The sequence below is a fragment of the Streptomyces sp. WM6378 genome (assembly GCF_001279695.1).
In the GTDB taxonomy this organism is placed as follows: domain Bacteria; phylum Actinomycetota; class Actinomycetes; order Streptomycetales; family Streptomycetaceae; genus Streptomyces.
On record NZ_LGDD01000323.1, the window covers coordinates 1 to 18,061 of the forward strand.

Below are 18,061 nucleotides of genomic sequence, written 5' to 3' on the forward strand. Positions count from 1 at the left end.
GTAGGCGCGGATGTTGCGGCCGATCCGGCCCAGCGGCACTGCCCCGCGCGGTGGCGTGATCGACGCCTCCTGCAGGGCCACGACACTCGCGTTGTCCGACAGGCCCAGGGCGTAGGTCCAGCGGCCGGAGGCGCGCTGCATGTTCCAGGTCGCCATCCGGTTGCTGTCCGGCGGCGCCGCCAACACACCGCCGGCCCCTACCACGAGGAACGCGGCGCGCAAGGCGCCCACCACAAGCGCTATCAGGTCCCGCCGGCCAGCAACGCGCCGTACGGCTGCTGCCGTTCTCTGTCCTGCTACCCCGCCCACAACGGCAGCTACATTCAGGGCAGTTGCCCGGGACAGGGTGAAGGCCCCCTGCCAAACGCCTTGAGCTGAAAGCCAGCAGACAACAGATGCTCTGGCCGGCCCAGCCAGCCCGTCGACAGGCTCGAACTGCCCACCCGCTCGGCACCCTCCCGGTCGGGGGACCGCCCTGGACGCGGAGCGGGACCTTGATGTCAGGGCAGTGCCGCCGCCAAGGGGCCGGTCCCGAAGGCTGCCCCGGGGCCTTGCGCCTCACCCCGGCAGCCGACACCCTGCCCCACGGGCGGCATCAGGTGGGCGGCGTCGCCGAGCATGCTACTGCCCCTCAATCCGTCTGGCGCCGGCCGCCGTTCAGCTCCCCACGGCAGGGAGCCGCTCAGCTCAGCAAGTAGCCGACCCCTCCCTTCCCCGTCTGCCCGGCACCCGTCCTGACCGAGGGCCCGCACCGTATGCTCCCCCACCCGGTCGGAGACGGTCCCCGTACCGGACCAGAGGGGTGGTGTGAGTGCTGCATCGGCTGGTTCACTCCTCAGTTGCTCCGGAGTCAGCTGGCAGAGAGAAGTCAAGTACACAGGTGAACACGCAGGTCATACAGTCCATGCAGTACTGGATGACGGACGCTCTCAGCGCCACTGCGCGCGCTGAATCCTGCCCAGAGGGAGTGACGACCGGAGTGCCGCACACGACGACGTTTGACGGGGTTGGTATCGCTTACCAGGTGCGGGGCGAGGGGGCACCGCTGGTTCTGCTGGCGGGCCAGGCGAACAGCCACCACTGGTGGGACGGGGTTCGCGACGACTTCCACGCCGAACGCAGCACCATCACGCTCGACTACCGCGGAACCGGGGAGAGCGACAAGCCCGACAAGCCCTACAGCACCGAGGACTTCGCTCTGGACGTGATCGCGGTGCTCGACGACCTCGGTGTCGACCGGACCGACGTCTACGGCACGTCTATGGGCGGACGCGTGGCCCAACAACTCGCGGCCCGCCATCCGCACCGGATGCGCGCCCTGGTTCTCGGGTGCACGTCGCCAGGCGGCCCGCATGGTGTCGAACGCGACAACGACGTACGCAAGTCGCTGGCGCAGGCCCAACCGGGTGCGACGCGACAGGCTCTGCTGGAACTGATGTACACCCCGGCCTGGCTGGCGGCCCACCCCGGCCCCTACCAGACGCTCGGCGACCCGGGCATGCCCGCCCACGCCCGGCGACGCCACCTGGTGGCCAGCAACCACCACGACGCGTGGCAGCTCCTACCTGGCATCAGCGCACCCACCCTGGTCGTCCACGGCAGCGACGACCTGCTCAACCCCGCCGCGAACGCCTCGCTGCTTGCGAACCAGATCCCCGGCGCCCGGCTGCACATGATCCCCGGAGCACGGCATGCCTACTTCGAGGAGTACCGCTCCGTCGCAAGCCCCCTAGTCCTGGACTTCCTCACCACGGTGCCGCATCAGTGAACTCCAGGAAGGAGCACGGGACTCCCGCGGCATCCCCACGACATCCGCCGCATGTCCACTTCAAGATCAAGCGTCTAGCGACGGCAAGATCGGGACAACACCACCCGCTCAGGGCCGGCCGACAGCGTCATGCTCCTTAGGGAATGCACCCACACGGCTCACTGCGCCGGGGTCCACGTCCCACACGCAGTCCGCGGAACGCCGTGTCTCTCGGGAGCGAGTTGCCGACGCCAATGGGTTCAAGGCGTCGTACAGAGCCTTGTCGGGCCCTACTTGTTCTTCATCTCAGAGTACGACAACTCCAGTTACCGGATGGCGAAGTGATCGCCGCCCCCGGTCGGCCTGGATCCGCTACCGGCCGAGGCTCTGCCGCCAGGCCGGACCGAAGCCGCCCGATCGGGACTCCCATTCCACCAACACCGCTCAAGGTCTGAACGGCAACAGCCCCTGAGCCCGGCCGATGAGAAACCACCGGTTGTCCGCCTCTCACCGGGGCGCATCGCGGCGCCCGACCGGCGATCGGTCGCTCATCAAGCCCGCCCGCTTCCCGCCCCGGGGAGCATCTTTGATGCGGGTGCTATCTTCGTGAGTAACTGGGGATGCATCCCCGCTTTTGGCAGGCGGGCCGTCCGCGGTCCTTCACGGAGAGGGGAAAACATGCCCGGCACCGCACTCGTGCTCGGCGGCGGCGGACCGGTGGGCGGAGCCTGGATGGCCGGAGTGCTGGCCGGGCTCACCGAGGCCGGGATCGATCTCGGAGACGCCGACGTCGTGATCGGCACCTCCGCCGGTGCCGTCTTCGGATCCCGGCTCCGCTCCGGCGTCCCGGCTGCGGACCTGTATGAGCGTCAGCTATCTGGAGCAGACGCGGTCCACCTGCCAGTGACAGCGCGTCAGACGGCGACCTTCCTCTGGGCGGCGCTCGGCTCCCGCAATTCCCAGCGGTCCATCGAACGCCTCGCCCGGGCAGCACTCCGCGCCCGGACCGGCCCGGAGACAGACGTCTTCGACACCGTCGGTGCGCTCTTGGGCGGCGTACGCGACTGGCCCGAGCGGGAACTGCAGATCACCGCGATCGACGCGCGAACCGGACGACCCGAGGTGTTCGACTCACGCTCCGAAGTGACACTCCTCGAAGCCGTCGCGGCGAGCTGCGCCGTACCCATCGTGTGGCCGCCGGTCACCGTGGCCGGCCGGCGCTGGATGGACGGAGGGAGCCGCTCGACCGCCAACCTCCAACTCGCACGCGGCTATCGCCGGATACTGGCAGTCGTGCCGAGCCCGCGGGCGGTGGGCCCGCATCCGAGCGCCTCGCATCAAGCCGCGGAACTGTCCGCCGACGGAGCCCGCGTCGTCCTGCTGTCACCGGACCGCGCCGCACGCCGCGAGATGGGCCGCAACTTGGCGGACGACACGCGCCGTCCGGCCGCCGCCCGCGCGGGTCACGCCCAAGCCAGTGCACTGGCCCCTTCGGTCGCCGACGCCTGGAAGGGGTGACCTGCGTCCAGGCCGCAGATGGCCCCACCGTCTGGAGGCCGCAGGGCGGTAGCCCCCCCGAGAGCATCAACGGGCTGTAACTCGCGGACTGGTGGTTAATCCCGGTCTTCACCTCCATCACCCAGCGAGCGCAACCTGCCCCTCCCCTTACGTCAGGCTTGAGGCTGTAGGCCGACGAAGGGCAGATGGATGAGCCACTCCGTTGGGCAGGTCTCGGCCTTCGCCGGGGTGACCGTGCGGACCCTGCATCACTACGACAAGGCGGGGCTGCTCGCGCCCAGTGACCTCAGCCCCGCCCGGATACCGGCTCTACAACGAGGCTGACCTGGCCCGTCTCCAGCAGATCCTCTTCTACCGTGAGCTCGGCTTCTCTCTCGACGAGATCACCATGATCTTCAAGGATCCACAGGTGAATCCCCTGGAGCAGCTCCAGGCCCGGCAGCGGCAGCTGAGTGAGGAGATCGCCAGGCTGCAGCGGTTGGCCGAGGTGGCGGAGCGCGCGACAGAGGTCCAGAAGACGGGGGTGTCCCTGACTCCTCAAGAACGCTTCGAGGTCTTCGGTGAAACCACCTTCGACCTGAGCTATGCCACCGAGGCAGAACCGAAGTGGGCGCACTCGCAGGGACAGCGCGAGGCGATGGCGCGCCCGGCTGCTCACACCAAACCTGCAGCCCACCCTCACCAGGCCCGCCCGGCCCCCGCCCGCCCCCGCTACGACCCCCGTGCCGTCTGCGCGTGGGCCCAAGGCATCAGCATCGACCCGTCCGTCGTAAGCGCCTGCCGCCAGCAACTCGGCCGCTGAACGGCATTGGCCAACCTCTCCGGTCCCACCCCGGGCACTCCACTCCGCCGACTCGTAGGACGCCCTGGCCCCGTCCGTGCGATATCCCGTGAGTTCGCCTGACCTCTGCTGAGGCCCCGAGCGGGTGGCCAGGGGTTTTTCATTGTGCAGGTCCTCTGCTGGCTTGTCAGGCACCTTCGGCATTCCTGAAGCGTTCTCAGCCTGTCTGACGGATCGGCGGTCTGGTCGAAGGTGATGAGGCGCGGGTCGTCGGCGATGGCGGTGGTCCGGGATCTGCGTGACCACCGGGATTCCGGGCTCGGTGGAGATGCTGGAGCAGTCGAGACCGATGTGCTGGCCGATGTGCCCTCGACCAGCACCACGCGGATCGGGCTGGTAATGCCGCTCCGCGGCGGGTGCGGGAGGAGCCTGGCGGGCATTGCACCCGGTCAACTATCGCGCTGTGTGGCGCAGTTGGTCTCTCGTCGGCCGAGGCAGCTGGTTCGGCCGGCAGGCGTGTCGCGACGGGAGTCGGCTCCGGGTGCCCGGGAGCGGATGCGGGCGGCGACCGTGGCGGCGATGGGTTGCCCGAGCACGATCCCGAGCAGGACAAGGACCAGTCCGCATATCTGCCGCAGAGTGAGGGTCTCTTCGGCGATGACGGTGCCAAGCAGTACACCGGTGACCGGGTTGAGCAGTCCGATCAGGCCGACAGCGGCTGCCGGCAGATGACGCAGGCCGGCAAACCAGGCAGCGAAGGCGACCGCGGTCGCGACGACGGTGACGTAGGCGAATCCGAGGATCGCGCCCACATCGAGGTGGGGCGGTTCTCCTTCGCGGACGACGGCCAGCGGAAGCGCCACCAGGCCTCCGGCAATGAGCTGCCAGGATGTCGAGGCGAGGATGTCGATGTCGGTGCTCCACCGCTTCGCGAGCACGTAGCCGAACGAGGATGTCACCATCGCTGTGGCCGATGCGAGGACGCCGAGTGCGTTCAGGGTGACGTTGCCGGTGAGCAGCATCAGGCACACACCTGCGATACCGATGCCGGCGCCCATCAGCGGGAGGCCGTGGGGGCGTTCCGCGTTCACGGCCCAGGCGAGCAGCATCAAGACCGCCGGTGAGGCCGCCATGATGGTGGAGGCGATACTCGTCGGCAGCAGCTGCGCCGCGAGGTAGATCAGGGCGAAGAAGGACCCCATGTTGAGGGTGCCGAGCACCAGCGACTTCCACCACCACGCCCCGTGGGGCGCCTGCCGGCACAGCGCCAGCAGCAGGACCCCTGCGGGCAGAGCCCTGATCGCCGCACCGTAGAGCGGGTGGCCGGTGGGCAGGTATTCGTGGGTGACGAAGTAGTTCGTCGCCCACGCGACCGGAGCGATCGCCGTCACCAGCGTCCATCGCATAGTAGCTTCCACAGAAGGAATATAGCTTCCATGGAAGCTATAGTGAAGCCGTGAACTACAACGAGGATCACATCGCCCGCATCCAGCGCGAGTGGGCTCGCGAGCGTCCAGATGTGGATGTGAGCCCCCAGGGCGTGATCGGCCGGCTCCATCGCCTCGCCGGCCTTCTCACCGAGCAGCTATGCCTGGTCTACCGGCGTTACGGATTGAGCGAGGGAGAGTTCGACGTCCTGGCGGCGCTCCGGAGAGCCGGGGACCCCTTCGAGCGCGCCCCGGGCGAGCTGGCCACGTTCACCATGGTCACCACGGGCGCGATGACCAAACGCATCGACCGGCTCGAACGCAACGGGCTGGCCACACGACGCCGGTCCGCCGAGGACGGCCGGGGACGCGTGGTCGCACTCACCCCGGCAGGACGGGAGCTGATCGACCGGGCCTTCGCCGACCACATGAGCAACGAACGCCGCATACTCGACGAGCTCGGCCCCGACGAGGCCGCACGTCTCGAAACACTGCTCACCGCCTGGCTGGCACGTGTCGAGCCACCTCCCGGCGCACCGGAGCGACTCCTTTGAACGGCACCGCCGAAGCTCTTCGACTCACTCAGCACCCTCGTGTTTCATCCGAATCCACGGATGCACCGACCTGAAGCGCACTGGTGGACCCGCGGGTTCGCGTTGAAGAGCCTTCGGTTTCCCCGAACCCACGGGGATCTCGGCCCTGTTCTCGTACAGCTACGGCCAGGTGGCGAGTAGCGCTGAGTGACTACACGGGGCTGCGGTCACGCTGAAGGGCGGTGAAGTCGGCGTGTGCCGTCTCGACTGCCTCCGGGTACTCCTGGGTCTTCTCGTGCTCGGTGAGCGCCCGGTAGATGCTCGCGACCGAGGGGTTCTGTCCCTTGGGCTTGCCAGTGGGGATGATCAGGTCGGGCTGGATCTGCTAGACGGACCCGCCGAGCGCCTTGCGCCGCAGCACGGTGTGCAGCATGTCGTCGGTGATGACCGGGGGCCGGCGCCGTACTTGCCCTTGCGGGCCGCGGTCTCCAGCCCCTTCAGTGTCGATTCGCGGATGTTCTCTCGCTCCGTCTCCGGCGTCACGGCGAAGAAGCCGAACACCAGCTTGCCGGGGCCGGTGGGGTCGTAGATGCCGGGCAGCGGCCCGGCGAGCATCTCCGGCGCCAGGCCGGAAACGAGGACCACGGCAGTCACACAGCGCTACACGCCACCTGGCGGAAGCTATACGAGAACAGGGCCGTCTCCGTCGTCCCACGGTCCATCCGTCGCCGGCCTTCGGTGACTTTCTCGCCTCTAGACGGTTGGACTCACCATCACCGGGCGATTCCGGAGGGCCCCGTGCCGACTTGGTCGACCGTGCGCGCGTTCCTGGTCGGCGCGCTGGCTGTTGCCACCCTCGCCTGCGCGACGATGCCGGCCTCCACCGACTCCTGCGTCGACCAACGCGCCAACACCTGCCGCCCCGGGGGCGGCATCGCCTGCGCGTACGGACTGGTCGTCACCTCCTGGCACCGCTCCAGATCCAGCCGGCGCACCGTGAGCTGGGTCTACGCCACGCGCAGCCCCGCGAGCACCAACAACCTGGCCCGCTGGTAGCACCAGACACCCGGCGACCAAGCCCGCGTGGGCGGGGCCCGGCGCCGCGGCACGAGGGTCCAGTCCTGGACGCAGATCACCTGGGGCTCCGCGGCCACGGCCACACCGGGCCCGTCATGCCGGCCGGGACACAGGTCTGCGCGGAGTTCGACTACGGCGCCACCACCAAGCCCTGCGTCACCCTGAAGTAGAGCCGCCCTGCACCTTCGGCCTCTTCCGCGCGCGGGCCGGCTCCCGGCACTCCGTCGACCGCTCGTGCAGCGCCACACGGACCAGGAGATCAGCGAGGGCCGCGCCGGCCTTCGACGCCTCCAGACGCAAGGTCTGGCAGCCAGGGCAGTTCTTCTTCACCAAAGCCTTCCTGCGATGGGAGCAGCCGGGCAGGACGCGCTCTCCCCCGCCAGTGATCGTGCTGACCCTGCCGCCGGCACCTGTCCCGCGCCGGTCTGCTCCCGCACGGGCGCCGCCGTTGTCAGGTCTCGTCCGGGTTCAGGCGGAGCCAGGCGGTCAGGGCGGCGTGCAGGTCGAGGACTTGGGCCCGGACCAGAGGCGCTGAGCTGGTGTAGTTCAGCCGTACGGCGTGCGCAGTGATGGTGTAGCCCGCGCCCGTGGCGCCGTGGGTAAGGGGGTGTTCCTGGGCGAGGACGCGCAGGTACTGGTCAGTACGCGGAGTGTGCGGAGCGGAGGTGCGCCAGGCGCGCGATGCGGGGCGCGGGGCGCGGGCCGCGTGGGGGCGCCGATCGAGCGGTGGAACACGGCGATCGCGCCCTCCAGGGCCCGCTCGCCCGAGGGAGCAGCGCCCGTGAATGCCGTGATCACGTCCGTGCTGGAGCTTTCGTCGGTGCCGTCCTCCAGGCGGACGGCAGCCGGGGCAATCATGGTCCGGGCGTAGGCGTGCTGCTGGTTGTGCAGTCGGCGCAGCTCCGCCACGGCCTCCTGCACCGGATGAGGGTTCGGGCCCGGAGGGAAACGTGTCACGTCGCGAGGGCAGGTGAAGCGCCCGGGTCTGCCCAGCGGCCCGGAGCTTTTGTGGAGGAAGCCGGACTGGGTGACCGCTGCGGTGATCTGACGGCCCGTTGTCTGGTTGGCCCTGCGAAATCCGACGGTCGCAACGGTCATGCGCCCTCCCCGTGGTGCTGTGGTTCACCGCCGATTCTGGCCCGGCCGACTGCCCGGCGTACCGCTTTCGCCAGCCTTCCGCGTACGTCAGCCGCGGTCCCGACGCACCGCTCGCCCGGACCAGGCATGCCCGCCTTCACGGCGGCGCGTGGCGCAACGCTCCTCATCCGTTGCACGGCGCGAGGGAGGATGCCTCCGACGGCGCCTCACGCAGCGCGAACAACGCCGGCCATGTCGGCATCCACCACGAACCGTTCCATCAGGAAACCGGCCCGCCAGTGTTCACCCTCACCCACGACCTGCACAATGTCCGCGATCGCGCGCCGCCGGACATCCGAGAGCGAAGCATCCACCAACCCGCCCCTCTCCCCCGCACAGGACGCCGCAACCGGCTCCCGCCCCAAGGCTTCTCCCCTCAACCCGAGAAAGCGGCGCCAGCTCCGTCACAAGACCCGACCGACGATCACCGGGCTTGCGAACAGGGCTGGCAGCACACAGCGCTGACCCGGACATCCACCGCGCCATCCTCATTAACCGGCCGCACCGCACCGCGTTCGACGTCCCCATCCTCCTCACCGACGTCGACCCCGACGACGAAACGTCACCCGAACCACCCGACATCGTCGGCACCTCGGCGAGCGCCATGGCGGCCGCCGACCTCATCGACGCCCAGAACCACCTCGACAACCAGCGCCTCGACCACGCCCACCTCGCCCTGGACTCCGCCGAAGGCTCCCTCGCCCAAGCCCTCCTCACCCGGCACCTCCTGCGCCTCCAAGTCCGTGGCTTCACCGAAGCCGTGCACTACGCACGCGTTGCAGGGCGGCGGTGATGAGGTCCTCGCGGGTCGCGGCCGAGGTGTCCCGGAGATGTCCCAATCCGCTGGTCAGGAGGTTGGGACGGGGTAGGGACGTCCCAGTGGTCTGGCAGCGCGTGACCGGGCAGATCTGCACGCTACGTTCTTGCTGCACCGGATCCCCGCTGGCGTGCAACAGATCTGATCGTTGCCAACTCTGCCTGCGCCCGCCCGGGCAACCACCTCTCATCCAAGAAATAGGGTCTCCCATGTTCAAGACACCCCTGTCCAAGAAGCGCATGACTACGGTCCTGGCCGCCGCTGCTGTGACGCCCGTTCTGATTCTTTCGACGTCGGGCAGCGCCTTCGCCGAGAGCCAGGTTCACTGGCGGAACGCGAAGACGGGCGGCTGTCTGATCACCGAAGCCACCGTGGGCGCGGAGCACCGCGTCAGCACGGACGCCCCGGGTCTGGTCCACTGTTTTGACCCGATCGGTCACCTCAAGAGCGACTGGTACGACGGTCAGGACAATCTGGAGAACTCCAATGGTGCCTGGACCGAGAAGGCGTCCAACGGCGAGTGCCTCACCTCCTACTGGCAGGGCCAGGTCTACACCGAGCCGTGCTCCAGCCCGGCCAACTACTACGAGCAGTGGTACGAGAAGTGGACCGGGAACGGCTTCAACCTGGTCAACCGCGAGACCGGGCAGTGCCTGGACAGCAATTCCAGCGGCGACGTGTACACGCTGGCGTGCAACGGCGGTCAGTACCAGGTCTGGAAGTAGCGCCCGCACGAGGCGGCGACCTCACGATGCCGCTCGGCGTCTCGGGCCCGCTGTGCTGTCGCGGCTTCGAATCGAGGCGGCGGGGCGACTCGCGAGCGGCACCTTCGGCTGTTGCCGGCCGAGGCAGGGGCTGCTCGCGTGCATCGGTATCCGCTGTGGAGTTCGCGGCCGCGGCTGCCGGTCAGAGCGACCACCGAACTCCGCGCCACCCGCACCTGAACATCCCCGGGCCGGGCCCGCGCACCCGCGGGTCCTCTGGGCCCGGCCCGTCCGCTTGCCGCCCCTCCCCGAGGCACTCGACACCTCAGGGAGACGGCCCCGCCCGCACCCACCCCGCCCTGGATGGCACCCCGTCGGTGCCGGGGGCTGCCGCGTGCGGGACGGTGGCGGCCATCAGGAGCGGGGGATGATGCCGCCTCCTCTCCGCGCTTTCCCATTCCCGCGCCCGCCTGGTCATCCCTCGGCGGCGCCCGGCCCTTACGCCGGGCGCCGCCGAGGCTTTGCGGGGTGTTCCGACCTGGTGGGGGCCAGGTGGGAACAACACCCGTTGCGGCGCGAAGTGTTGGCCGACCGTCGGGCGTGGGAGACAGGTGCGGCCGTCACGTGCTTCGAGCCCACAACAACCCTGCGGCCCGCGCGCCTGGTTGAGGAGCCTCCGGCCGGGTCTGCTCACGGGGCCGGTTGGCCTGTCAGGCGGGACCGACAGTCCCATTCCAGTGCGGCGGGGTGCGGAACCGTGGGGAGTGGGAACGCGCGGCCAGCGAGGTGCCCGCGCGGAGACGGTGAGCCTCGCCGCCCTCGGCAGAGCCGGGAACGACTCAGGGCCCCGCCACAGATGACGGGGCTCTGAGTCGGTGCACCTACTGGGGTTGAGGCAACCGGTTCAACGAACGCCCGGCCGACAGGGTCCGAGCAAGGCGCCGTCGGCCCGGGGAGGACCTGCCAGGCCTGGGTTCGGTTAAACGTCTCCTGCGACCGTGCCGTGGCTGTGTGCGGTCGGCTCGGGGGATTGGCGGACGGCGACGGTGCGCTCGAAGTCGAGCCCGTACTGCTCGTTGCCCGCGCACGGCGGTCGGGTGCATCGCTGGTTGTGCGACGCTCAGCAGGGGAGGGTGGTGTGACCGGCAGCGCCGGTGGCACCCGTGGTGCCGTCAGCGGTGAACGTGGCAGCGGTGCCGTTGCCGCCGGGCTTGCCCGGACATACGGGGCTGGCGGCGCCGCCGGCGCCGCCCGTACCGCCCTTGTGGCCGCCTCCCGCCGTGGCGGCGCCACCGTTGCCGCCCAGGCCGCCGGAGATACCGGTCCCGGCGTCGCCGACGCCCCCTACGCCGCCCTTGCCACCAGTGCCATTGAATGTGGCGGCGCCACCGAACCCGCCGTTGCCGCCATTGCCGTTGGCCCCGCCTGCGCCTCCAGCACCACCGGCGCCGCCGACACTCGCAAGGCCGTTGGCGTTGCCGCCGGCGCCTCCGTTGCCTCCGTTGCCGTTGGCGCCGGACGCACCGCCGGTGCCGCCCAGGCCGCCGATCCCACCGTTGCTCCCCACGCCGTTGGCTCCGTTGCCACCGGGGAGCCCCAGGGCGCTGAGGCCGGTGTGGGTGCGGGCGATGCCCGCGTTGGTCTGCGCCGTTGTTGCGGAAGCAAGGGCGGGGGTAGCGGCGAGGCCCGCTACAGCGAACACGGCGACGAGAAGACTTCGGGGGATGGCGATGGTGCGCGTGAAGCGCATGAGGTACGCCTTTCGGTTGTGCAGCCGAAGAAATTCTCCGACCGACAAAAACCACCCTAAACGAAAATTGCACGCACTACATGATAAATTATGATCAAATGTCTTGAAATTGTGAAATTGGATAAATATTGGCCTGTAACTGGCGTTACTGATCTCGGCGCATCAGGGTGATGTTTGTTGAACGTCCTGATGGTGGTGGGGTGTTGGCGGTAGACGGTGGTGTGTGAGGTATGCGGATGGGGGCGGGTGACGCCCGTGGCGCGGCAGCGGTGCCAGGAGCACGGCGAGGAAGGCCCGGTCATGGGGGGCGAACTTCCCCCTTTCCGGGTCGAGTTGCCGTTCAAGGACCGTGATCTGGTGGCGTAGAGCCAGGATCTCGGCGCCCTTGGCACGGTCGCTCACCGGGAGCAGCCGGAGCGCGACGAAGGCATTCGCCACGGTCAGACAGGCGAGACGCAGTAGCACACGACCTTCTTGCCTGCGTCCCATTCCCGGCTGTCGGTGCCGACCGTTTCCGCAGCCCGCACGGGCTGGGAGTCGATGACCGCCGCGGTCGGCTCGGCGTCGCGTCCCTCCGCCCGCCGGACCTCGGCCCGCGGGTCGTTGTGGACGGCGATGGTGAAGCCCTCCTTCGCCCAGCGTGTGAAAGTCGAGTGCAGTGTCTTCCAGGAGATGCCGTAGTCGGCAGGCAGGTTGCGCCACTTGTTGCCGTTGTCGGCAACAAAGCAGACGGCATCGATGACCAGGCGGCGGCAGTACTCCTCGGGATGCCCGCCGTTGCCGTCCAGCCAGGTCGGCCACGGCAGCAGCAGTGCGAGGCACCGCCACTCGGCGTCCGTCATGTCTGTGGTGAACGGCGGGGCCGGGGCAGACGGTTGGCACCGTGGCCGAATCGGCAGGCCACACACGAACAGCGAGTTTCCTCATCCTTGGTGACAGCGACGGGAGCAGCGGCGTACAACGGCATGACAGGACCTCTTGGTGTACCGGTCGGCTTCGACACCACCGTTGGTACCAAGGGGTCCTGCCCACTCGGGCGAAATAGCCAGTTCCGCCCCACCGCCGAAACGATCAGTTCACGGACGGGTACTGAGAGATCAGCGTCGCCAAGCCGTACGAGCCGTCTGCGACTACCCCGGCGGCTTCACGGTGGTCTTCCACGCCATGCCGCGCACTTCGTGAGATCCGGGCGCGTAGACGGTCCGGGAACGGCAGCGGTGACCCGGCCGGAAGGATGTGTCTCCGGCCCTGTCACCGTGTGGGGAACAAAGCTGGGGCAGAGGACACCGCTGCGGTTCTTGCCGCATTGTGGGCGACGCTCCTGTTGTGTGGACGACGGTTGCGGGCACGCGCCCGAGACCATGGCTGTCCGCGTGCTTGGTTGATCGCCGCGTGCGGCTGACGGTCCAGCGCGACTCACCGTCAGTTGATTCGTTGTGTGGCCTGGCGCACGAGATATCGCAGTCGAGTCCGGTGGGGGGTGTCGGGCAGCCGGTCCAGGTGGCTTTGGGCCTGCTCGCCATACGTAGTGGCCAGGTTGCGGGCACGAACCACCGCTTGGGTGCCCTGGAGCACTCGGTGCAAGGCCGACAGAGCCCGTTCGTGGTCGGTGTCGTTCCACAAGGCGTGCAGTTCGTCCTGCTGATGCGGCGTGGCATGGGCGTACGCGAGCAGGATGGGCAGGGTGGGGCGATGATTTCTCAGATCGCTGGAGGCGTCCTTGCCGGCAGCCTCTGAGGTGCTGTCGTAGGGCAGGAGGTCGTCACGGATCTGGAAGGCCATGCCGAGAGCCAGGCCGTACGCGCTCAGCGCCTTGACCTGGTCGTTGCCTCCGTCGACGAGGTAGGCGCCAAGGCGGCTGGCGTAGGCGAAGAGCACAGCCGTTTTGAGTTTGATCATCTCCAGGTAAGTGTCCACCGGGCAGGTGAGATCGTCGGTAATGGACAGTTCGAGAGCGACGCCGCGCGTCAGGTCTTGGCCTGTTTGGCCCGCGTCGTTGAAGGCTTGGTTGAGGCGCTCTGCGGTGACGCCCTGTTCGCGGCAGCGGGAAAGCGCTTGGAGTGCCTTCATGAACAGGCCGTTGGCGGCCAGAATCGCGAAGTCCGCACCGAAGCGGGCGGGGGCCGAGTCCCGGCCCCTGCGCCGGTCGTCACCGTCGATGATGTCGTCGTTGATCAGGCTGGCGACATGGACCAGTTCGGTGCTGACTGCGGCCTGGACCACCACGGCGGTGTCCCCGCCGACCGCTCCGGCACCTTCCACGGTGAGAACCGGTCTGAGCAGCTTCCCGACGGGCAAGAGGGCGTGGCTCTGGATCGCGGCGAGCACTCCGTCCTGCGACTGCTCGCAGCAGCGCCGCAATTCTGCGCTGATCGCCCGGTGCGATGCCCAATGACGTACGTTGTCGGACTGCTCGGGAGCATGGGGAGCAGCGATGGGAAGGCAGAGGGGAGCCGTTTCCGTGCGGGGTTGAGGGACGGCACCGGCCATGGATCCCAATGAGGAAACCGCCAGCCGTTTCAGAGAAGCCGTGCGCGGGCGGGGGCGTCGGCGCAGAACAGCGGGCAGATCCTCGGTCACGGTATCCAGATGCAGCCGGTACAGGGACTGCATGGTGTCGATTGCGGCTTTGCCATACGCAGGCAGGCCCGCCACCACCATGTCGGCGCCGGCCAGGAGAGCCGCGGCTCGGTCGGCTTCGCATCGCAGCGCCCGCAGCACCTCGGGAGTTGCCCTGCGGTTCATCAGATCTGTGGGATCGGCTGCGCAGTTGTCCAGGGTCTCTCTCGAGATTCCCAGCCACCCGCGCGCCAGGTCTTCGGAGAGATCACGCAGGTTGTCCACCCGGTCCAGGCCCTCACCGAACGACAGTACCGCCTGATCGAACGCAGGATCGTCGACCGGACCGCCCAGCAGGGGGCAGCCGAGCAGAACAGGCGCGCCCACCGCGTGGCGGGCGAACTCCGACAGTTCTGCCTCAGTGGCGAACTCGGTTCTCCCGATGTCTGCCCGGGTCGTCGCGACGAACCGCTCCAGTGAAGCCACCGGCAAGGCGAAAGCGCCAATGCTATGCACGATCGCCGCGCGCACAGGGTGCGCCGAATGGCCCGAACGGACTTCCGCCAGAAGCTCCTGCGTCTCCTCGGAAAACCGCGCGACATTGCCCTTGCGGTGATCCGCCAGGTCATCCACCCAGCGCACCACGGCTCCCACCGCGGCCATCGCCGGCCGGCGATGCGGCGGCAGGAACGCCCCGGCCATGGCCATGGTCCAGTCCGTCTTGAGCGCCAACTTGAAGCAAGCCCGGTAGGACTTCCTCAATCTGGTGTCCTTGATGCCTGCTAGATCGAGGCACTCGTCGAACTTGCCCAGTTCCCAACGTGCCAAGGCTTGACCTTTCTCGGGAGGTGATTCCTACGGTGCCTTGCGCGTGCGTGGCTCGGGGGTCCAGGCCACGGTGATCGCTCCACCGGATGCCAGCAGCAGGAAACCGAGGAACAGGCCACCCATGTTGGCCGCGACAAGGCTGACCAGGGACAGCATGAGAGCGAGAACCCCGGGGAAGAGTCGTCTTTCGGGTACGTGCCAGGTGGTGATCCCGGACACCAGGCACAGACTGCCCAGCAGCCATGCCGACGCGCCGGCGGTTCCCGAGAACGGCAACATGCTCAGGCCGTTCCAGGTGGTTAGCACGAGTTCGGCGCCGCCCAGGCACATCAACAGGCCGCCCCAGAAGGGACGTGTGCGATACCAGGGCAGCCAGCAGGACCGGACGGACGACCAAGGTCGGTTCACAGTCACTCCTCGGAGCCCTGAGGGCTGGAGGGGCAGCCTTGTCGGCCGTGGACGAAGTCCGCGTGGAATCCCTTCGCGGCGAGGGTGGCAGCGGCGAACGTCCGGGGTTCGACGCGGACCTGGGATGCCGTGAAAGAGCCTGCTGTCAGCCTGAAGGGCGAAGCCTGGCCCCGACCCGTCAGGTCGGTTTTCATACTGGCGGCGGAAAGGGAAACGCCCGAGGAGGTGAGGGAAGCAGCTTCGATGGTAAATCTCGAGCCGGAGAGCGTGTCGGCATACAGACGTGCAGTGGTAGCCCCGATCACCGGCAGCTCCACCGTGGACGTCACGCATACGCCATCGGCCTGAAAGTCCTCAAACAGCGACAGGAGCGCCGTATCGGAGTGCTCTCCCGAGGAGAGACCCGGAGCGATGGACAGGCCGGTCACGTGGATCTGATCCGCGGTGATCGCGACTGGTACGCGTCCGGTGAACGCGAACTGCAGCGCGCTGGCACTGCCAGTCGACAGCAGCGCATAGGCAGCCCCAAAAACAACTGTCAACACTGCCGCGCAATGCCGCCACCGAACATGCCCCGACGGTGCCACCAGGACCTCCGTCGGCTCGCTTGACCCGCCTTCGCAGCGCAAGGCCCACTCTCCTCTTCTCATAGGGTTCGTCACGCATGCCGGGCCCGAAAGCAACCGGGGCATCCGATGGGCTCCCCTCTGGGGCATCGGCGCAGCAGCTCATTGCAGCCGCCCTGCCACCCGGACCCCGCGCTGGGACTACATGCAGTTCTGGCTCCGCATCAGCCGCTCGATCCCCTTCTCAGTAAGCCAATAGGGCATCCCGATCAACGCCACATGGCGCCAACCAGTGCTCCGCAAAAGACACGTTCACCCAAACGAGCACAACGAGGGGGAAGCAGCCGCCGCCCTCATCCTGGACGAGCCAAAGACTCCGCCCCGCTCGGCCCCTTCCCGAAGGCCCCACTCGCCGCATGCGGCTGTGCCACAGACGCCGACCACCCCCACCGGAGGTGGTGGCACCGGCTGACCGCGGTACGCCAGCCATACCGCTCGTCCCACACCGGCGCCGGCACCTCCCCGCCGGCCTCCAACTGGACGGCGGCGGCCAGATGCTCCTCGCCCAGGCGCCGCACCGTCCACCACCTGCACCGGCGCGAGCCCCTGAGCTGCCAAGGCGTCGGCGACGCCTTGGAGGTAGGGCTGCACCGTACGGGCCCGCAGCTCGACGCCGACCATGTCGAGGGCTGCCCTGTGGACGGCCGGGGCGTAGCCGAGAGCCGTCGCGGCCTGGTCCGCGGTGGGGCCGGGCTCGGCCTGGAGCCGGTCGGCGATCCGCGCGCCGCGCAGCTGCGCGAGGTTGCGCTTGGCGGTGGTGTAGGCGAGGCGAGAGCGTCGATGACCTGCTCGATGGTCGCAGCCGGGTCGGCATCCGGCGTGGCGGCGATTCGGACCGGCAGTTCGTCGCGGGGGACCATGTCGCCGCTGCCCCCTGGGCCGGCCGCCCGGGGCGGCCCTGGGGGGCGCCGCAGGCGTCCTTGTGGGATGCCTATGGCCAAGCAGGAACTGTTTGACCTGATTCGGCGGGACAATTGGCAACAGCAGTTGTCAGTCCGGGCTCTTCCGAGAAGTACGGCATCCACCGTCGTCTCGTGCGCCAGGCGTTGTCCTCGCCGGTGCCCGCTCCACGTCGGCGGCCCGTTCGGACCTCGCCGCGGATGGAGCCGTACAAGAAAGCGGTCGATGCCTGGCTGCGGGCGGATCTGGAGGTGCCGCGCAAACAGCGGCACACCGTGGTACGGATCGCCGCCCGGATCGAGGAGGAGTCCGGCGAGACGATCCCGTATCCGACGGTGCGGGACTTCGTCGCGGCCGCCGCAAGGAGATCGCGGCCCAGGCGGGGATGCCCGTGGAGGCGTTCGTCATCCGGCACGCCACGATGGGAGCGGATGCCGAGGTCGACTTCGGTGACGTCTATGTCGATCTGACCGGGCAGCGGGGCCGCTGCCGTCTGTTCGCCTTCCGGCTGGCGTATTCGGGCAAAGCGGTGCACCGGATATGTCCATGTTCCCGTGGGTCCCGCCGCATCCCAGCTGCGTCAGCGACCTTGATGGCTGCGTGATCTGGGGCTTCCGGTCTCGTGGACACGATGGCGATGGCGACTCGGAGCGGTTTCTCCGCATTCCCAGTAGTGCCCGGGTGCTTGCGATCGATCGCCTGGATGATGCTCATGCCGCGCTCGGCCAGGAGGGTCTGGATAGCCTCCATTCCATCGCTCTCAAGGACTGGCAGGGATTCCTCGACAAGCTCGGCTCAGCGTGCGGCTTCCTCGGGACGTAGTCCGATCACGTGGTGAAAACACGACTGCTTCCTTCCCATGCCGAGCCGGTGGGTGGTACTCACGTCTCGTTGGAGCTGACTGCTGCACTCAAGGCCTTCACGGCGTCATCGTATTGATGGCGGTCGAAACGGAATGGACCGAATCCCGAGTAGTCGCGTGTCTTGCGATGGGGCTGTTCGAAGGAGTCCCAGGTCACGTGGCCAGGTGTCACTATGATGCTGGCCATCAGCGGCCAGCATCCCCACTCGCCGCATCCACAGCCAAGCACGGGCGTCTTCGGCCCCATGGCTCCGGTGGATCGTCCGTGGAAATGGCCTTCCATCGGGCCGAACCGAAAGAACTGCGGGATAAGTCCACCGTAGGCGTCTCCGGCTGGTTGCATCCCAGCGTCCGTCTCGAACTGGTCGATCAAATTGGTGAGTGGTA

19 protein-coding genes and 1 pseudogene are annotated in these 18,061 nt (G+C 68.3%); 9 read left to right on the forward strand and 11 right to left on the reverse strand.

Annotation, left to right across the window (positions count from 1 at the left end):
* Nucleotides 1-222 (reverse strand): hypothetical protein (locus ADK54_RS33955; RefSeq protein ID WP_234392317.1); only part of this gene is annotated, 222 nt, incomplete at its 3' end.
* A gap of 757 nt (nt 223-979) precedes the next feature.
* Here ADK54_RS33955 and ADK54_RS33960 point away from each other — a divergent pair.
* The 3 genes and pseudogenes from ADK54_RS33960 to ADK54_RS33970 form a co-directional block, all read left to right on the forward strand.
* Nucleotides 980-1,768 (forward strand): alpha/beta fold hydrolase, encoded by a 789-nt coding sequence (locus ADK54_RS33960; RefSeq protein WP_053729643.1) that lies wholly within the window; start codon nt 980-982, stop codon nt 1,766-1,768.
* Nucleotides 1,769-2,425: 657 nt separating this feature from the next.
* Nucleotides 2,426-3,265 (forward strand): patatin-like phospholipase family protein, encoded by an 840-nt coding sequence (locus tag ADK54_RS33965; protein ID WP_053729644.1) that lies wholly within the window; start codon nt 2,426-2,428, stop codon nt 3,263-3,265.
* Between the two features lie 189 nt (nt 3,266-3,454).
* A pseudogene (locus tag ADK54_RS33970) lies at nt 3,455-3,929 on the forward strand (MerR family transcriptional regulator); the annotation flags it as partial.
* A gap of 566 nt (nt 3,930-4,495) precedes the next feature.
* Here the strand turns inward: ADK54_RS33970 and ADK54_RS33975 are convergent.
* Entirely contained in the window at nt 4,496-5,452 is a 957-nt protein-coding gene (locus ADK54_RS33975) for a DMT family transporter (protein WP_078966829.1), read from the reverse strand.
* A gap of 71 nt (nt 5,453-5,523) precedes the next feature.
* Between ADK54_RS33975 and ADK54_RS33980 the strand changes: the two genes are divergently transcribed.
* A complete protein-coding gene (locus tag ADK54_RS33980) occupies nt 5,524-6,027 on the forward strand; it encodes a MarR family winged helix-turn-helix transcriptional regulator (protein WP_078966832.1) in 504 nt (167 codons plus the stop codon).
* Between the two features lie 345 nt (nt 6,028-6,372).
* Here the strand turns inward: ADK54_RS33980 and ADK54_RS47895 are convergent, their stop codons facing one another.
* The gene (locus ADK54_RS47895) at nt 6,373-6,660 is read right to left on the reverse strand and encodes a recombinase family protein (RefSeq protein WP_234392318.1); all 288 of its coding nucleotides are present in this window, start codon (nt 6,658-6,660) and stop codon (nt 6,373-6,375) included.
* Nucleotides 6,661-6,804: 144 nt separating this feature from the next.
* Here ADK54_RS47895 and ADK54_RS33990 point away from each other — a divergent pair, with 144 nt between their 5' ends.
* Complete coding sequence (locus ADK54_RS33990) at nt 6,805-7,062, forward strand: hypothetical protein (RefSeq protein WP_053729646.1); 258 nt, start codon at nt 6,805-6,807, stop codon at nt 7,060-7,062.
* Nucleotides 7,063-7,629: 567 nt separating this feature from the next.
* Here ADK54_RS33990 and ADK54_RS46415 read toward each other — a convergent pair.
* Both ADK54_RS46415 and ADK54_RS33995 read right to left on the reverse strand, forming a co-directional pair.
* Nucleotides 7,630-8,004, reverse strand: coding sequence for a hypothetical protein (locus ADK54_RS46415; RefSeq protein ID WP_159047974.1), 375 nt, complete (start codon nt 8,002-8,004; stop codon nt 7,630-7,632).
* 383 nt (nt 8,005-8,387) lie between these two features.
* Nucleotides 8,388-8,534, reverse strand: coding sequence for a hypothetical protein (locus ADK54_RS33995; RefSeq protein ID WP_159047975.1), 147 nt, complete (start codon nt 8,532-8,534; stop codon nt 8,388-8,390).
* A gap of 119 nt (nt 8,535-8,653) precedes the next feature.
* Between ADK54_RS33995 and ADK54_RS34000 the strand changes: the two genes are divergently transcribed.
* Nucleotides 8,654-9,013, forward strand: coding sequence for a hypothetical protein (locus ADK54_RS34000; protein WP_053729648.1), 360 nt, complete (start codon nt 8,654-8,656; stop codon nt 9,011-9,013).
* A 233-nt stretch (nt 9,014-9,246) separates the two neighbouring features.
* Nucleotides 9,247-9,762: an RICIN domain-containing protein gene (locus ADK54_RS34005; RefSeq protein ID WP_053729649.1), complete on the forward strand. Its 516-nt coding sequence runs from the start codon at nt 9,247-9,249 to the stop codon at nt 9,760-9,762.
* Nucleotides 9,763-10,861: 1,099 nt separating this feature from the next.
* On the opposite strand, the gene ADK54_RS46420 is transcribed toward ADK54_RS34005, so the two are convergent.
* The 5 genes from ADK54_RS46420 to ADK54_RS34030 all read right to left on the reverse strand — a co-directional run bounded on the left by ADK54_RS46420 (nt 10,862) and on the right by ADK54_RS34030 (nt 15,915).
* Nucleotides 10,862-11,491: a hypothetical protein gene (locus tag ADK54_RS46420; protein ID WP_063802110.1), complete on the reverse strand. Its 630-nt coding sequence runs from the start codon at nt 11,489-11,491 to the stop codon at nt 10,862-10,864.
* 440 nt (nt 11,492-11,931) lie between these two features.
* Nucleotides 11,932-12,333, reverse strand: coding sequence for an IS5/IS1182 family transposase (locus ADK54_RS34015; RefSeq protein ID WP_053729650.1), 402 nt, complete (start codon nt 12,331-12,333; stop codon nt 11,932-11,934).
* 580 nt (nt 12,334-12,913) lie between these two features.
* The gene (locus ADK54_RS34020; protein ID WP_159047976.1) at nt 12,914-14,878 is read right to left on the reverse strand and encodes a polyprenyl synthetase family protein; all 1,965 of its coding nucleotides are present in this window, start codon (nt 14,876-14,878) and stop codon (nt 12,914-12,916) included.
* Between the two features lie 27 nt (nt 14,879-14,905).
* Nucleotides 14,906-15,286, reverse strand: coding sequence for a DUF6114 domain-containing protein (locus ADK54_RS34025; protein WP_159047977.1), 381 nt, complete (start codon nt 15,284-15,286; stop codon nt 14,906-14,908).
* 2 nt (nt 15,287-15,288) lie between these two features.
* A complete protein-coding gene (locus ADK54_RS34030; protein WP_159047978.1) occupies nt 15,289-15,915 on the reverse strand; it encodes a DUF6230 family protein in 627 nt (208 codons plus the stop codon).
* 1,097 nt (nt 15,916-17,012) lie between these two features.
* Between ADK54_RS34030 and ADK54_RS46425 the strand changes: the two genes are divergently transcribed.
* Nucleotides 17,013-17,282, forward strand: coding sequence for a hypothetical protein (locus ADK54_RS46425; RefSeq protein ID WP_159047979.1), 270 nt, complete (start codon nt 17,013-17,015; stop codon nt 17,280-17,282).
* A 70-nt stretch (nt 17,283-17,352) separates the two neighbouring features.
* Nucleotides 17,353-17,634, forward strand: a complete 282-nt coding sequence (locus tag ADK54_RS46430; protein WP_159047980.1) for a hypothetical protein — start codon at nt 17,353-17,355, stop codon at nt 17,632-17,634.
* 59 nt (nt 17,635-17,693) lie between these two features.
* Here the strand turns inward: ADK54_RS46430 and ADK54_RS44055 are convergent, their stop codons facing one another.
* Nucleotides 17,694-18,047, reverse strand: coding sequence for a hypothetical protein (locus ADK54_RS44055; RefSeq protein WP_234392319.1), 354 nt, complete (start codon nt 18,045-18,047; stop codon nt 17,694-17,696).
* Nucleotides 18,048-18,061: the final 14 nt, after the last annotated feature.

Coding starts and splice junctions, on each gene's coding strand:
- ADK54_RS33975 (WP_078966829.1), bottom strand. CDS start 5,452: ATGCGATGGACGCTGGTGACGGCGATCGCTCCGGTCGCGTGGGCGACG.
- ADK54_RS46430 (WP_159047980.1), top strand. CDS start 17,353: ATGTCCATGTTCCCGTGGGTCCCGCCGCATCCCAGCTGCGTCAGCGAC.
- ADK54_RS46425 (WP_159047979.1), top strand. CDS start 17,013: ATGGAGCCGTACAAGAAAGCGGTCGATGCCTGGCTGCGGGCGGATCTG.
- ADK54_RS34005 (WP_053729649.1), top strand. CDS start 9,247: ATGTTCAAGACACCCCTGTCCAAGAAGCGCATGACTACGGTCCTGGCC.
- ADK54_RS46420 (WP_063802110.1), bottom strand. CDS start 11,491: ATGCGCTTCACGCGCACCATCGCCATCCCCCGAAGTCTTCTCGTCGCC.
- ADK54_RS33965 (WP_053729644.1), top strand. CDS start 2,426: ATGCCCGGCACCGCACTCGTGCTCGGCGGCGGCGGACCGGTGGGCGGA.
- ADK54_RS34015 (WP_053729650.1), bottom strand. CDS start 12,333: ATGACGGACGCCGAGTGGCGGTGCCTCGCACTGCTGCTGCCGTGGCCG.